The sequence below is a fragment of the Chryseobacterium ginsenosidimutans genome, assembly GCF_039536845.1.
GTDB classification, from domain to species: Bacteria; Bacteroidota; Bacteroidia; order Flavobacteriales; family Weeksellaceae; genus Chryseobacterium; species Chryseobacterium ginsenosidimutans_B.
Map to the genome: position 1 here is coordinate 142852 of NZ_BAAAZJ010000016.1, position 14836 is coordinate 157687.

General features: G+C 32.3%; 14 protein-coding genes. 2 read left to right on the forward strand and 12 right to left on the reverse strand.

Translation table 11 applies throughout. The features are described 5' to 3' along the window. Window positions 1-151: 151 nt before the first annotated feature. The 3 genes from ABD745_RS20135 to atpD form a co-directional block, all read right to left on the reverse strand. Window positions 152-973, reverse strand: coding sequence for a hypothetical protein (locus ABD745_RS20135; RefSeq protein ID WP_344834428.1), 822 nt, complete (start codon window positions 971-973; stop codon window positions 152-154). Between the two features lie 79 nt (window positions 974-1052). Next, window positions 1053-1334, reverse strand: a complete 282-nt coding sequence (locus tag ABD745_RS20140; RefSeq protein ID WP_344834430.1) for a FoF1 ATP synthase subunit delta/epsilon — start codon at window positions 1332-1334, stop codon at window positions 1053-1055. A gap of 90 nt (window positions 1335-1424) precedes the next feature. After that, complete coding sequence (gene atpD, locus ABD745_RS20145) at window positions 1425-2933, reverse strand: F0F1 ATP synthase subunit beta (protein WP_344834433.1); 1509 nt, start codon at window positions 2931-2933, stop codon at window positions 1425-1427. A 288-nt stretch (window positions 2934-3221) separates the two neighbouring features. On the opposite strand from atpD, the gene ABD745_RS20150 reads away from it, so the two are divergent. Continuing rightward, a complete protein-coding gene (locus tag ABD745_RS20150) occupies window positions 3222-4142 on the forward strand; it encodes a bifunctional riboflavin kinase/FAD synthetase (RefSeq protein WP_344834435.1) in 921 nt (306 codons plus the stop codon). Window positions 4143-4174: 32 nt separating this feature from the next. Here ABD745_RS20150 and ABD745_RS20155 read toward each other — a convergent pair whose 3' ends face one another. From ABD745_RS20155 to ABD745_RS20170, 4 genes are all read right to left on the reverse strand, one after another. Next, window positions 4175-5041: a GLPGLI family protein gene (locus ABD745_RS20155; RefSeq protein ID WP_344834437.1), complete on the reverse strand. Its 867-nt coding sequence runs from the start codon at window positions 5039-5041 to the stop codon at window positions 4175-4177. A gap of 62 nt (window positions 5042-5103) precedes the next feature. Beyond that, on the reverse strand, window positions 5104-5364 hold the full coding sequence (locus ABD745_RS20160; protein ID WP_344834439.1) for a bacteriocin-like protein: 261 nt from the start codon (window positions 5362-5364) through the stop codon (window positions 5104-5106). A gap of 344 nt (window positions 5365-5708) precedes the next feature. Further along, complete coding sequence (locus ABD745_RS20165; protein ID WP_344834441.1) at window positions 5709-9461, reverse strand: transglutaminase domain-containing protein; 3753 nt, start codon at window positions 9459-9461, stop codon at window positions 5709-5711. A gap of 18 nt (window positions 9462-9479) precedes the next feature. Continuing rightward, window positions 9480-9833, reverse strand: coding sequence for an MmcQ/YjbR family DNA-binding protein (locus ABD745_RS20170; protein ID WP_344834444.1), 354 nt, complete (start codon window positions 9831-9833; stop codon window positions 9480-9482). Window positions 9834-9934: 101 nt separating this feature from the next. On the opposite strand from ABD745_RS20170, the gene ABD745_RS20175 reads away from it, so the two are divergent. Continuing rightward, entirely contained in the window at window positions 9935-10591 is a 657-nt protein-coding gene (locus ABD745_RS20175) for an NAD(P)H-binding protein (protein WP_344834446.1), read from the forward strand. 138 nt (window positions 10592-10729) lie between these two features. Here the strand turns inward: ABD745_RS20175 and ABD745_RS20180 are convergent, their stop codons facing one another. From ABD745_RS20180 to ABD745_RS20200, 5 genes are all read right to left on the reverse strand, one after another. After that, window positions 10730-11308, reverse strand: coding sequence for a redoxin family protein (locus ABD745_RS20180; RefSeq protein ID WP_047401921.1), 579 nt, complete (start codon window positions 11306-11308; stop codon window positions 10730-10732). 21 nt (window positions 11309-11329) lie between these two features. After that, complete coding sequence (locus ABD745_RS20185) at window positions 11330-11992, reverse strand: histidine kinase (RefSeq protein ID WP_344834451.1); 663 nt, start codon at window positions 11990-11992, stop codon at window positions 11330-11332. A gap of 69 nt (window positions 11993-12061) precedes the next feature. Continuing rightward, the gene (gene kdsB / locus ABD745_RS20190; RefSeq protein WP_344834453.1) at window positions 12062-12790 is read right to left on the reverse strand and encodes a 3-deoxy-manno-octulosonate cytidylyltransferase; all 729 of its coding nucleotides are present in this window, start codon (window positions 12788-12790) and stop codon (window positions 12062-12064) included. Between the two features lie 34 nt (window positions 12791-12824). Then, window positions 12825-13415 (reverse strand): hypothetical protein, encoded by a 591-nt coding sequence (locus ABD745_RS20195; protein WP_344834456.1) that lies wholly within the window; start codon window positions 13413-13415, stop codon window positions 12825-12827. Between the two features lie 121 nt (window positions 13416-13536). Next, a complete protein-coding gene (locus ABD745_RS20200) occupies window positions 13537-14790 on the reverse strand; it encodes a pyridoxal phosphate-dependent aminotransferase (protein ID WP_344834459.1) in 1254 nt (417 codons plus the stop codon). Window positions 14791-14836: the final 46 nt, after the last annotated feature.

The window sequence follows — 14836 nt, forward strand, 5'->3', positions numbered from 1 at the left end:
ACAACATCAAGTTTGTCATTCCATAGGAATCTCAATATAGTTTTGCTAAAATTGAGGGTTTAGATTCCTATGGAATGACAAACTAAATGGAAAAATAAAACTCCCGAAAATCAATTTTCGGGAGTTTTTATAAATTTTAAATAAATTAATTCTACTTCTGAACACCATCTTTTACAACCTCTCCTACAATTACTTTTTCCTGAATTTTTATAAAATTCGGATCCATAATTGCCATTCGTTCTGCAATTGCTTTATAAGTCGGAAATTTTAAAATCGATGCTCTACCAGACATTTCCCTATAAATGGTAAAAGTCTTTCCGCCAGAACTTTTTAATTGTTTTGTTGTTGTAATATACTTGCCTATAAATTTACTGTTAGCATCGTAAATTTCAATATCAACAAAAGTTTTGTCGGTAATTGTATCTTCTGCACCGAAACTTACAGGCAAATTAGTGAAATATCCCACAGGTTTTCCGTTACTCAAAATCTCTCCAACGTTATTAACTGTGATATTTAATTTATCAATTTTTGCTTTTGTTGTATAAGCTTCTTTTGTTTTGGTATCTAATTTTCTTTTCGGATTGTTTTTAAAAAGTTCATCCAGATTTTTGATATTAATACCTCTTTCATCAATGATTTTAAGTCCCTTTATCGAAGTGTAAACTGCTGATTTTTCTTCACCCGAAAATGCAGATGGAGAAATATAATCAAGCTCAAGAACTTTCTCCTGATTATAAATTCTGTTTAACTTAATATAGCTGTCTCTTACAGAATCAACTATACTTTTGTCGACAAATTCGATCGTATAGATTGGAGTTTCTTTTAGATCCATAAAAGTATAGACATTTCCCCTATCTGAAATTTTTGCTACATGAATACCGTCAAGACTTACAATACCTCTTTTGGTTTTAATATCTTGAGCATTGAATACAACTCCTAAAATTGTAAATAAAATGATTAAACTTTTGTTCATAAAATCAGATTCTTACATAAAATAAAAAAGTGTAACCAAAGTTACACTTTCTTGAAAATATATTTAGCTTTTCATTTAATTATTCACAAAGGATAATTCCTTTATTATGATTAAATTCTACAACACCGCTTTTGATAGGATAAGAAAAAACAGAGTCTTTCTCATTTTCTTTAGTAAAGTTTTTAGTATAAGCTTCATCAATAGATTTAGCAAAAAGCTTCACTTTACCACCGATCAAAGAAGAAACGATTCCTGCATGGTTTGTCATAATGTGAAATTCACCATTTTTTCCAGGCAACAATACTGAGTCTACTTCTCCTTCAAAAACCACGTATTCTGGTGTTAAAATTTTTATATTCATTTTAATTTAGATTTGAAGATTTCAGAATTCAGATTTCAGACATAAAAGTCTCATGTCTAGAATCTGACATCTTGTGTCTAATTAATTTTATTAAGCGTTATCAGCTAACATTTTTTGTCCGGCTGCGATAGCTTCCTCGATAGTTCCTTTCAGGTTGAAAGCAGCTTCCGGTAAGTGATCTAATTCACCATCCATAATCATTGTAAATCCTTTGATCGTATCTTTGATATCTACCAATGATCCCGGAATACCTGTAAACTGTTCAGCTACGTGGAAAGGCTGAGAAAGGAATCTCTGAACTTTTCTAGCTCTGTAAACCACTGATTTATCTTCTTCAGAAAGCTCTTCCATACCAAGGATCGCGATAATATCCTGAAGTGCTTTGTATCTCTGAAGAATTTCTTTTACTCTCTGAGCACAGTTATAATGCTCTTCACCGATAATTTCCGGAGCCAGGATTCTTGACGTAGAAGCCAATGGATCTACCGCTGGATAAATACCTAATGAAGCGATTTTTCTATCTAGTACCGTAGTTGCATCCAAGTGAGCAAACGTCGTTGCAGGAGCCGGGTCAGTTAAGTCATCCGCAGGTACATAAACCGCCTGTACTGAAGTAATTGAACCATTTTTAGTTGAAGTAATTCTTTCCTGCATCGCACCCATTTCAGAGGCCAATGTTGGTTGGTAACCTACCGCAGAAGGCATACGACCAAGAAGTGCAGATACCTCAGAACCAGCCTGTGTAAAACGGAAGATGTTGTCTACGAAGAAAAGTACGTCTCTACCTTGCCCGCTTTCTCCACCGTCTCTGTAATACTCGGCTAATGTAAGACCAGAAAGTGCTACTCTAGCTCTTGCTCCAGGTGGCTCGTTCATCTGTCCGAAAACGAATGCAGCTTTAGATTCTTTCATAGCTTCTAAGTCTACTTTAGAAAGATCCCAACCTCCGTTTTCCATAGAGTGCATGAAATCATCACCGTATTTAATAATACCTGATTCTAGCATCTCTCTCAAAAGGTCATTTCCTTCTCTCGTTCTTTCACCTACTCCGGCAAAAACTGAAAGACCTCCGTGTCCTTTTGCAATATTGTTAATCAACTCCTGAATCAATACTGTTTTACCTACACCGGCACCACCGAACAAACCAATCTTACCCCCTTTTGCGTAAGGCTCAACTAAGTCGATTACTTTAATACCTGTAAATAAAACTTCTGCAGAAGTTGAAAGTTGATCAAATTTCGGAGCTGGTCTGTGAATTGGAAGACCACCTTCCTTAGAAATATTTTGAAGCCCATCGATAGCATCCCCAACAACGTTGAAAAGTCTTCCGTTTACAGCTTCACCGATTGGCATAGTAATAGGATTTCCGTATCCGATTACTTCCTGCCCTCTTTGAAGACCATCTGTAGCATCCATTGCGATACATCTTACTGTATCTTCACCAATATGTTGTTCTACTTCTAAGACTACTTTTTCACCGTTTCCTTTTGTAATTTCCAACGCATCATAAATACTTGGAATTGCTTCCACATTTGAGAAGACTACGTCGATTACAGGACCAATAATTTGAGAAATTTTTCCTTTAATTTGGTTTGCCATTGCTAAATTTTTTCTTGGTGCAAATATAATGATTCTTCATAAACCTACAATTGGTAAAAAAAAGATTTTTATCATGCTTTTTGAAGATTTTTAATTTCAAATTTTACTGTTTATTTTTTTGAATTCTGCTCTGTTTTTAATATAATAATGCGTTTTAAAGATAAAAAGAATAAAATAAATCATCTATATAATAGATACTGTAAAAAATCATAAGTTGAAAATAACTCTTCTGATATAATAATAGATCATTTTAAAGGCTTTATATTTGCAGTCAAATTTTTTTCTGTTTTGAAAGTTTTCAAGAATTTTAAAGATTATACTTCTCAAAAGCCTTTAGCATTGTCTTTAGGAATGTTCGACGGGGTGCATCTTGGTCATAAAAGTATTATAAATGAGTTAAATAAAATTGGCTCAGAAAACAATTTGGAAACTGCTGTCCTTACTTTTTGGCCGCATCCGAGATTTGTTTTTAATCCAAATGAAAATTTAAAACTTCTGAATACATTGGAAGAAAAAAAATTTTTAATGGAAAAATACAGCATTGAAAATTTATTTCTTAAAGAATTCGACGAAGAGTTTAGAAATTTAACGGGTGAAGAATTTGTTCGTCAGATATTAATTGAAAAATTAAATGTAAAATATTTAATTATAGGTTACGATCATTCTTTCGGAAAAAATAAAAGCGGAAATTTCGAATTGCTTCAAAAATTATCAAAGGAACTTGATTTTGAAGTAGAACAAATGGAAGCGATCAACATTCATGAAAATAATATCAGTTCTACCAAAGTTCGCAACGCTCTTTTAGCAGGAAATATTAAGGAAGCCAATGAAATGTTGGGTTACTCCTACTCTGTTTCCGGAACGGTGGTTCATGGAAAGAAGATCGGAAGAACGATCGGTTATCCGACAGCGAATATTGATACTGAATCTATTAAATTGCTGCCAAAAAAAGGCGCATATATCGTTGAAGTTTTTGTAAAAGGAAAACAATATAAAGGAATGTTGAGTGTTGGTACAAATCCAACTGTCAATGGAGAAAAATTAACTGTTGAAGTTTACATTCTTGATTTTGAAGGAGATATTTATGATGAAAAAATTACTGTGAAGTTCAGGGATTTTCTTCATGACGAAATTAAGTTTGAAGGTTTGGAAAAATTAATTGAAAGGCTTGATGAAGATAAAAAACTAACTGAGAATTTTTTATTTTAGAGTAAAACTATAATAATTAATCTTTTGATTATTTAGTTTTCCAATTCTATCGGATTCTCATATTTCCTGTTTTCTTCTTTTTGTATTTCTTTTTGCCTTAACATTTCCTGCCCTTTTATAATAGTAGTTCCATAGCTAGCTAATACTCCGGCTGCATTGGTTTCAGCATTTCTTACAGCTTGCTTAAGTTTCGTCTGTGTTGTTTCTACGGCTTCAGTATATCTGCTTTTTTTAATATTAACTAATTTTCCTTTTAATTGAGAATTAGGTACTGATTTCACCAACTCGAAATCAAAATCTCCTTTGTCATCGGTTATTTTGATAATCAGTCCCGGTAATCCGCTAAATTTATAAGGTCCATAAGGAAACGGAATTTCCGGGGAATACCATGCAATCCAGTTTCTTCCTTTAGAGGTAACTTCTGCTTTTTTACAATTGATGGTATTGATCACTTTTGTTTCATCCACAAGTTTCCAATTCTTTATCACCGGCTCTTTATAGGTAAGTAATATCATTCCGGCTGATCTAAAATATTGTGTATTTTCATTTGATTGTACGATGGTAAAAGATAAACCTGTTTTCGGAATCTCTACATTTTTTTTGAAACCAAGGGTTATACTTCCATCGGAATTATTTGTCGTTGTTCCAAAATTCGCCATTACAGAATCACCTTTCAGCGATACTGTACTCGCAAAAAATGAACGATTATCAGCTACTTGTAATAAAAAAAACTCTTCGTGTCTATTATCAGTTCGTTTGTCGAATTTACCTTTAAACTGATAAGTAAACTCACCACGCAAAGTATCCTGTTTGTATGATTGAGCATAGAATATAATGCTATATAATATAATCAATAGTTGAAATATTTTTTTGTAGAAATACATAAAAGCTATTTTCATAGTAAAAATTGCACTTATAGTCTAAATTTACTAAACTATAAGTGCTTAAATTAACATTAATTTTACGCTAAATTTGTAGAAGAACCACTATGAGTTGGTGGCGGACAATAATTTTGTTCGATTTTTTCGAACCATTCTTGTGCCTGTTGTGGTGTCCAATCCTGAGTAGTTGTAGCAGTTACACCACAAGAAGTTTCTGCATACCAAACCGTTGGTAATTTCCCACCATTTACTGTTTTAAGTTCTTCACGAGATAATTTTTTTAAATTTTTCATTGTAATAAAATTTTTGATTAATAATTTGTGTTTAAACTTCTTGCGCATTGGTTTTCAACAATTCAAAGAAAAAAAATAAAAAAGAAATATACAATAGTAATTATCATTATTTTTTGAAAATTTATTATGTTAATCAATTAATTATTAAATACTTAAAAATATTTACGTCTAATTTTTCATCAAAAATAACCTCATTATGTTGTCATATTTTTAAACTCTAAATATTTTTAGACACAGTTAATTTTTTTTGAAAAAATATATTAATAAAATTCAGAGATTCTCTTCACTAAGAAATTAAATTCGAATGACCCCACGAAGATAATAGACTGACGGAGAAATTTCAATTTTAAAATAAAAAATGCTTACAAAATCTGTAAGCATTTTCTTTTGTTCTATTTGTAACCCAAAATCTGGTTTTCTGCGTTAATTGCTTCTTCCACAAATTTTTTGAACTCAGGATATTGTTGTGCTTTAATATTATCCCAAGGCGTATCTGCAATCCTTGTGATTTTCAGCTTATTATTTTTCTGTAATTCGTAGTTGATAGAATATTTAAAATTATTATAAGCTAACGTTTTATTTTCAGGAATTTCAATGAATTTCATGGTGTCAGGAATATTCAGATATACTTCTTCAATATAATTGTTTTGTCTTTCATATTTCGTGTACTGAATATCTGTTCTTCTATTTTCCGTTGCCACAACTTCTTTCGTAAAAGGTTTTGTTACAAAAGGAATTTTCATGATCTTCAGACTTCCGACAGACTGGGGTTTGTCATTGATGTTAAACTGAACTTCATACGCAAGAGGTTTTGATGTAAGATCTTTTCCTTCAATAAGTTTCACTGTTTTTACGCTGATCACTTTATCTAAAACAGAGCCAAATTCTTCTTCCACATTTTTTTTACGGAAATCATCTGTCTGGGAATCCTGAAAGAAATCATTATAATGACTTTTCGATTCTCCCATTACATATTGTTTTGTGATAAAGTTTTGATTATCACCGTTTACATTGACTTCACTTACTGTTTTACAAGTTGTTTTTGTATTGTTATCAGTCGGAATTTCAATTAAGCCAGTCGATTCTGCCGTATTTTTATCTGTATTAATCACCAGTCCTTTTGCTTTGTAATTCCCTAACACCATAGAATTGAACGGTAAAAACTTATCTGTCATTTCAAGAAAAGTTTCTTTTCCGTCGAGATTTACTTTTACGATACAGTGATTAAAACTTAAATTCGGCAAGATCAGGCGCTGCACAGAATTGTCATTGGTCTGTACCAAAACAAGATTAGATTTTAGACCTGCCTGATTTCCAAGAATAACAAACAACGTTGAAAGATCCTTACAATCTCCTAATTTTGTACTTAACGTTTTAGAAGGTTTCTGCGGAATATAACCGCTCTGACGGAAATCTACCGAGCTGTACGTTACATTTTTTTCAATATAATTATAAATCTTTTCTGCCTTTTCAGTTTCCTTCATTCCTGAAGTTCCGTTCGGGAAAATTTCTTTAAATGCTTTTTCTACAACTTTATCCGAAACCAGACTTTTCTTTGTAAGATCTGCATACCAATTGGCAATTTCCTGCCATGTTTTAATAGAATTTGCCGTTACAGAAATTGTCGCGTCATAATAACTTGGACCGTAATATTCATCAAAATTCACTTCATCCAGATTATCCAGTTTCCAGGTTTGATATAATTTTCCTGCAATTTTTTTCTTTGTGGAGGTTACTTCTTTATTATTACTTTTAACCTGATAATTAACATTTTCCGGAGTAATTACCGTAAAAATAGATTCTACAACAGGATATTCCGAATTAAAATAAGAACTTAAATTAAAATCCTTGTAAAATCTTCCGCTATTCCTTTCCAGACTTTCTTTTTGAATTAAAATAACGTCGCCAACAGCAAGATTCGTAAAAACAATCTGATCATCAGATTTTTCTCCCGGAATAATGCTTCCGTTAGGTTTTACAATTTCAGATTTTAATACATTATCATAATAATTAATTCCGTATTCTTTTAATTCTTCAATTCCGTTTTCAGAAGTAATTTCGTAAGCATAAGTACTTCGCTTTTTGAAACCGCCTTCAGGATAGACATTTACAATATATTCATCCAAAAGTGTTGTCACGCCTTTTTTACCTTTTACTGACTTATTTCTGCGTTCTTTTGCAAGACTGTAAAGGTCTTTGATGCTCACCTGATCGATTTCGTCCTGTGTCTGATCGATATCTCTTACCAGCTTATGCATCTGTTCATTTTCAGTGTTGTGAGAAAGCGAAAGTTTTGCAAACTGTACAGCTTCATTTTTTTTGTTCAGTTTTGCCAGATATTCAGCTTTCGCAGCTAATAATGAATATGAATAAGGGAAATTTGCCAATGCATTTTCAAGCTCCGTTCCGTATTCGGGATTCTGAACATTATCATCCAAAAGATCAAGATATTGAGTTCTGAAAGAATTCATAGAAGGATATAATTCCGAATACTTTTTAAGAATTTTCTTTTGATCTTCTACTCTGTTTGACTTTTGATACAAACTGTAAAGAGCCGTCATTATATCCGGACTGCTTTTCTGAGCAAAAACTTCTTCAAATTTTTTAATCGTTGAACTCTGGTCTTTCTTGTCTATATCTTCCAAAGTTGTGAAAATCGTGAAAAACTTTTCGTTATTGGCAAAACTTTTCTTAAGGTTCGCGATATGCACTTTTGCTTTTTCCATGTCTCTGTTTCTCATGGAAATAACGACATCGAAAAAACCACCGATCGCTTTAGCTTTCGTTTTATTTAAAATATCCCTGTACTTTTCAAGCTCAGGAATAGACATACTTTGAAATTTTTCACCATCCATCATTTTCAGAAGAGGGACAAGAAAATATTCGGAATCATTGATTTCTATATTTTTAAAAACTTCGTTGATCTTTTCTTTATCGTCAAGATTGGTGTAATAAGCTGTCAAAAGCCCCTGAACCAAAGAAGCTTTAGGATAATTTTTCAGCATATCGTCAATAATTTCCTTTGCCTGATCATTCTGATAATTATTGAGATAACCTGCCGCCAATAAATATTTATAAAAGAAACTGTTAGGATTTTGAACCAGTTTTTCTTTTAATATTTTTTCAAATTTCAGCGGTAATTCTTTTGGCTGCAACTGAGCCACAGAGCTTTTCTGATAATCTTTATAAGTATCAAAATATTTTAAATCAGATATTTTTTGAAAATTCGTATCAAAAGGAACTACCATGAAGGCATTTTTAGAATCCTTCATATCGATCTTCACCAGAAGCCTGTTCATTCCTTTTGGCAAATTAATTTCCACTACATGAGCTCCAAGATTAGAATAACCATCACTTGTGCTTGATAAAATTTCAGTATCATTTAAAAATAATCTGAATTCCGTATTGGTATCAACCTCAAGTAGAATTTTTCGCTCTGCAGGATTTTCAACAAAACTTTGAGCGTACATGATTCCTCTTCCATATTCTGCTTCGTTCATGAAAAATTCAAAACCGTCATTTGAAGGGAATTTTCTGTTGTACCAACCTACATTTCCAAAACTGTTGGCATTGAAAAGCTTGTCGTTATTAGCATGATTTTCAGGTTCGTATTCGTTGTAAAGCCCGCTTCCGTTAAGGTTTTCAAAGACTCCTGCAAACTGCCATTTATCGATTCTATTGATTTTTGCTAAATATTCATCTGCGCTTTTAGGATTATTTCTAATCCTCTCCATTGTAGATTTATACTCAATAACAGAAATATTCTGACCGTAAGCAGGATCCTGCGCTAAAAAATCTATTTTTTTGTACGAATTATCATCAAATCCTGAAGTTTCATAGTCTGCTAAAATAAAAGCCTTTTTGAAGATCGGATACAAATAGGAGTCATCTAACTTGAGATCAGCAAAATTTTTAACAAATGTATCGTCAAAGATCATTTCACCCATTTCTTCATCGATCATTGCATCAAGAAAAAGATTTTCAAAGTCTTTTGTTTTATTTTCTTTTAAATTTTTATCATAAAATGTCCTTGCCTCTACCCTTTTGTTATTCAGTAAAAGATCCCAGGTTTTAGCCTGTTCTTTCGATTGCGCAAATGCACCGACTGACAAAAAATAGACAGCAGAAATTAATACTTTCCTCATGTTTTTAGTTTCGTTTTATTAAGGATTAATAATTGTATTTTGAATTTTCCTGGTCAAAGATTTAAAAACCAGATCATAAGACTGATCGATAAGCTGTAAGATAAGATCTCTTTTCAAGCCGTCTACCAAAACGGAATTCCAATGGGTTTTGTTCATATGAAAAGCTCCTGTTATCTGTGGATATCGCTCTCGAAGCTCGGCGCTCCATTCCGGATCTGTTTTTACATTGATCTGAAGCGGCTGTTTTTCCAATGGAATCAGGAGAAACATTTTGTCGCCAACTTTCAGAACAAGGGTTTCATTATCAAAAGGGAAAGTTTCGGTAACTCCTTTTTTGGCAAGGCAATAATCCAGAATTTCATTTGTGTCCATGTAAATTAATTAGTTTGAAAATTAAAACATCAATATTATTAAAATTTTGTAAATTTAAAAGACAAATCATTAAATTATTTAATCCAAAACCTAATTTTAATATGAAAGCTCTAATAATCGGTGCTACAGGTGCCACAGGAAAGGATTTGGTCAATCAGTTACTCAATGATAAAGATTTTGAAGAAGTTGATATTTTTGTAAGAAAGCCTGTTGATATTCAAAATGATAAGTTAAAAACTCATGTTGTAGATTTTGAAAATCCTGAAGAGTGGAAAAATCTGGTGAAAGGAGATGTTGTTTTTTCCTGTCTTGGGACGACTTTAAAAACTGCGGGGAGTAAGGAAGCCCAAAGGAAAGTTGACTACGATTATCAATACCACTTTGCAAAAGCCGCCAAAGAAAATAATGTTGATGATTACATTCTGGTTTCCGCTTACGGAGCCGATCCAAAATCGAGAATTTTTTATTCTAAAATGAAAGGAGAGCTGGAAGAAGCTGTAAAACAGTTACATTTCAATAAAATTACCATTTTCAACCCCGGAATGCTGGAAAGAAAAGATTCTGACAGAACCGGAGAGGTTTTAGGAAGCAGAATTATAAAATTCGCCAATAAAATCGGATTATTAGAAAGCCAAAAACCTTTACCAACAGATATTTTAGCCAAAGCAATGATTAATTCTTCGAAAATAAAAAGCAATGGATATTCTAATATAAAACTGGGGAATATTTTTTGTTTTGCGGAGAAAACAAATGAATGATTTTCACGTGAATAAATAATCGTCGATTATTTCTAAATCTTACAAATTTTTATAAAGTTCAACTCCGCTCAACTTGACACTAAAACGGTCTTGCTGAGCGGAGTTGAATTTTATTATATTATATATTATTTAAATATTTTACTTCAAATACTTTGTAATCGCTTCATCTGTAGGTTTTGTAGTACTTACAAAAGAATCGATTAATTTTCCGTTTTCATCGATTAAGAATTTTGTGAAATTCCAAAGGATGGTTGTATTTTTTACTCCGTTTAAGTCTTTTTCAGTTAAATATTTAAAGATTGGAGCCGTATCATCACCTTTTACAGAAACTTTAGAAGCTAAAGGAAATGTTACACCATAATTTTTTTGACAAAAAGCACCGATTTCAGTATTTGTTCCAGGTTCCTGTCCTCCGAAATTGTTGGCTGGAAAACCTACCACAACCAATTTATCTTTGTATTGCTCGTAAACTTTCTCAAGATCAGCATATTGCGGAGTGAATCCACATTCTGAAGCTGTATTTACAATAAGGATTTTCTTTCCTTTGAAATCTGCAAAATTGATTTGTTTTCCTTCTTCCAAGGCATCAACTTTGAAATCATATATTGATTTTCCCATAAGTTCTTTGGTTTTCGCTTTAGACGCATCGCTCTTTTTCTGAGCGCAGCTATTGAAAAATGCTACAAAAGAAAGCAGCACTAAAAACAATTTTTTCATAACTAAATTTTATTTTATTAATTAAAATTTAAAAGTATTGGCAGGAAACACTTTATTCACATCAATCCTGTTAATCAGCATTACATAATCTCCGTCTTTCTTTGGGCTTGAAGATTCAATTCTGAAGGGCATTGAAAAATTCCCTACTTTTTTATAATCAGAATAAGTTAAAGCTTCATCTTTTTTCACTTCTTTTAAAAGCATAAAGCTTTTTGTATCGAAATAATAAATGTTCTTATTTACGTTTTTCGTTAATTCCACTTTATGGCAGTAAATATCTCCTATTTTTTCTTTACCTAAATATTTTGCCTCAAAACCTTTATTTTCCCAATCAATAAAATCGTTATCGAAGCTTTCGGGAACATATTCTGCATATTCCTGAACTTTATTTGTTGCATAGTTCATTGCATATCCTTTCGTTCCGTTGTACCCCTCAATGGCTGTATCTTTTCCATTAATTGTAATAATTGTTTTCGTAAGATTCGGGCGCTGCTGGTATATTTTAATAGGATATTCATCTTTAATTCCCAAGATTACTTTCCCTTGAAGCAGTACTGAATTTAATAATTTCCAATTCGTTAATCCTCCGGATAATTCAATATTTTTATCTATAATTTCCTTTGCTGTCTGAGCAAAAGACAATTGCGAAAATATCAGGACGAATACTAAAAGTAATTTCTTCATTAATTCAATTTATAATTCAAATATAAGGCTTTATTAATTTACCAATGTATTAGTTTAACAATTTACCAATTAATTAGATAGTAATTTTCTGGCTTTCTCCAGATCTTCCGGCGTATCGATTCCTACTCCGATGAAATTGGTTTCTATCAGCTTGATTTTCATACCATATTCAAGATAGCGGATACATTCTATTTTTTCTGAAATTTCCAAAGGTTTCATTTCTAATTTTGAAAACTGAATCAAAGCATGTTTTCTGAAAGCATAAACGCCAATGTGTTTAAAATAACTTACATCGTAAGAAATTTCCCTGTGAAAAGGAATCACAGAACGGCTGAAATATAATGCAAAACCATTATTATCAGTAATAACTTTTACATTATTCGGGTTTTCAATTTCCTCTTTGTCAGTGAGTTTTATTTTTAATGATGCTAAAGAAATTTCCTGATTTTCATCGTTATGAAAAACTTCAATTAATTGTTTTAAAGGCTCTAATTTTAAGAACGGCTCATCACCCTGAACATTGATAACAATATCGCAATCAATATTTTGCACAGCTTCTGCAATTCGGTCGCTGCCTGTTTCATGTTGATCGGTCATAACAGCTTTTCCGCCATTTTTTACAATTTCATCAAAAATAATTTGTGAATCTGTCGCTACAAAAACTTCATCAAATAAACCTGTTTCCACAACATTCTGATATGTTGTTGTAATAACCGTTTTTTCTCCCAACATCTGCATTAATTTTGCCGGAAAACGGCTTGCTTCGTAACGTGCAGGAATGACTGCGATGATTTTCATTTTATTAATTATAAATTTTAATTATGAATTTTTTTTAACCTAAATAAGTAACCAAAAAGATGATTCCATAAATCCAAGAGATATACAGAAATGAATAAAAAAATCCGAAACCTAAACTTCTTAGCAATTGTCCTTTACAATGTCTCGAATTTTTAAATACTAAACGTAAAGCTCGGAAAAAAATCCAATATAGCATTGCTGTGAAAAACAAAATTGTTGCCCAAAAGAAAATTCCCAGAAAATATAAAAGAAAAACAAGGACAATAGAAACCAATATCCACAAAATAATGGAAAGGATAATACCTCCAATTCCATCTCCCAATGCAGGACCATCAAAGTCAAAACCTTCCATTTGAAGGGGATTATCTGAATATTTTTTGATTCTTTCTTTAGTTAAAATATGTCCCACATTATCTTTTAATTTTAAACCATAATATAATCCCAGACTTATAAACAGGAAAAAAATAACAGCTAAAATTGAAGTTGAGACAATTGAATTCCGAAATAAAGAACGATGAGAGCCAGTTCCTGAAAGCCAAACACTTACGATTACTAAAATGATAATTCCTAATGTTGAATAACTCAACAATTTTGTTTCGAGAAAAGACTTTCCGGAAAGTTTCATTTTAAAATCTAATTAAAAATGCTTCGACAAGCTCAGCATGACAATCCTAATACTAACTGTTTAACAGTATACTTATAGAGATGTCATGCTGAGCGAAGTCGAAGCATCTATATTTTAAAAATTATTTTAAATTATTCAAAGCTGTTTCTAATTTCGGCATCATTGCAGAAATTTCTTCAGTAGCTAAACCTCCGACAGAAGCTCTGAACCAAGGTTCAGATTTTTCTTCTCCGAAAGCAGAGAAAGGAACCAAAGCAACTCCGGCTTCATTGATTAAATAGAATACCAAATCGGAAGAATTTCCGATAACTGTACCGTCTGGTTTTGTTTTTCCGATATAATCTAATTTGATTGTCAAATAAAGCGCTCCCATCGGCTCAATACTGTCAACAGCAAGACCTTTTCCTTTTAAATCCTGAATTCCACTGTGAAGAACTTTTAAGCTATCCTCCAATTTCCCTTTGAAATCTTCTACGAAAGAATTTACGTCTTCAGGATTTTCAAAATATTTTGCAGTCGCTTCCTGCTCAGGTTTTGGTGCCCAAGCTCCAACATGCGTTAAAAGAGCCTTCATTTTATCTAAAATATGAGAAGGACCGAATCCCCAACCTACACGAACCCCTGTTGCAGCAAGACATTTTGAGATACCATCAATATAAATCGTATATTCTCTCATTTCTGGGAAAAGAGATACAGGATCAACGTGTTCTGCACCAAAAGTAAGGTTAGAATAGATCTGATCGTACATTAAATATAACGGTTTTTCGCTCTCTCCTCTTTTCTTGTTTTCTTCTAAGATCAATTCGCAGATTTCCGAAAGCTGCTCTTTTGTAAACATTGTTCCAGTCGGATTTAATGGCGAACAAAGCGCAACCAAAACCGCTCCTGACAAATGAGGTCTTAAATCATCTGCAGTCGGAAGGAAATTGTTTTCCTGAGTTGTTTTCACTTCTACAGCATCAGCCGAAGTAAGGTAAGCATAGTGGTTGTTGTTCCAAGACGGTATCGGATAAACTACTTTATCTCCTTCATCAACGATTGTTTTATAAACCGCATAAATCAATGGTCTTGAACCAGCTGTGATCAAAATATCGTTAGGCGAATAATCAAGATTCCATCTTGTTTTTAAATCTTTAGAAACTTCTTTTCTTAAAGATAAAAGTCCATTTGCAGGCGGATAATTTGTCAGATTATTCTGATAAGCTTTCTGAATTTCCTCCTTCAATTTTGCAGGAATCGGATAAATATTAGAATTTAAATCACCAATCGTAAGATTAGCAATCTCCGCTCCTTTTGCCTTTAAATCATTTACTTCATTACCAATTTTTACAATTTCAGAACCGATCAGGTTCGCCGCTAATTTTGAAACTTTCACTTTATTTTTATTTAGAATTATATTTATTTTAAGGTTCTAGGAATTA

What these genes read in the sequence shown, in the direction of transcription:
- ABD745_RS20135 (WP_344834428.1), bottom strand. Translation starts at nt 973, where the DNA reads ATGAACAAAAGTTTAATCATTTTATTTACAATTTTAGGAGTTGTATTC.
- ABD745_RS20140 (WP_344834430.1), bottom strand. Translation starts at nt 1,334, where the DNA reads ATGAATATAAAAATTTTAACACCAGAATACGTGGTTTTTGAAGGAGAA.
- atpD (WP_344834433.1), bottom strand. Translation starts at nt 2,933, where the DNA reads ATGGCAAACCAAATTAAAGGAAAAATTTCTCAAATTATTGGTCCTGTA.
- ABD745_RS20155 (WP_344834437.1), bottom strand. Translation starts at nt 5,041, where the DNA reads ATGAAAATAGCTTTTATGTATTTCTACAAAAAAATATTTCAACTATTG.
- ABD745_RS20160 (WP_344834439.1), bottom strand. Translation starts at nt 5,364, where the DNA reads ATGCGCAAGAAGTTTAAACACAAATTATTAATCAAAAATTTTATTACA.
- ABD745_RS20165 (WP_344834441.1), bottom strand. Translation starts at nt 9,461, where the DNA reads ATGAGGAAAGTATTAATTTCTGCTGTCTATTTTTTGTCAGTCGGTGCA.
- ABD745_RS20170 (WP_344834444.1), bottom strand. Translation starts at nt 9,833, where the DNA reads ATGGACACAAATGAAATTCTGGATTATTGCCTTGCCAAAAAAGGAGTT.
- ABD745_RS20175 (WP_344834446.1), top strand. Translation starts at nt 9,935, where the DNA reads ATGAAAGCTCTAATAATCGGTGCTACAGGTGCCACAGGAAAGGATTTG.
- ABD745_RS20180 (WP_047401921.1), bottom strand. Translation starts at nt 11,308, where the DNA reads ATGAAAAAATTGTTTTTAGTGCTGCTTTCTTTTGTAGCATTTTTCAAT.
- ABD745_RS20185 (WP_344834451.1), bottom strand. Translation starts at nt 11,992, where the DNA reads ATGAAGAAATTACTTTTAGTATTCGTCCTGATATTTTCGCAATTGTCT.
- kdsB (WP_344834453.1), bottom strand. Translation starts at nt 12,790, where the DNA reads ATGAAAATCATCGCAGTCATTCCTGCACGTTACGAAGCAAGCCGTTTT.
- ABD745_RS20195 (WP_344834456.1), bottom strand. Translation starts at nt 13,415, where the DNA reads ATGAAACTTTCCGGAAAGTCTTTTCTCGAAACAAAATTGTTGAGTTAT.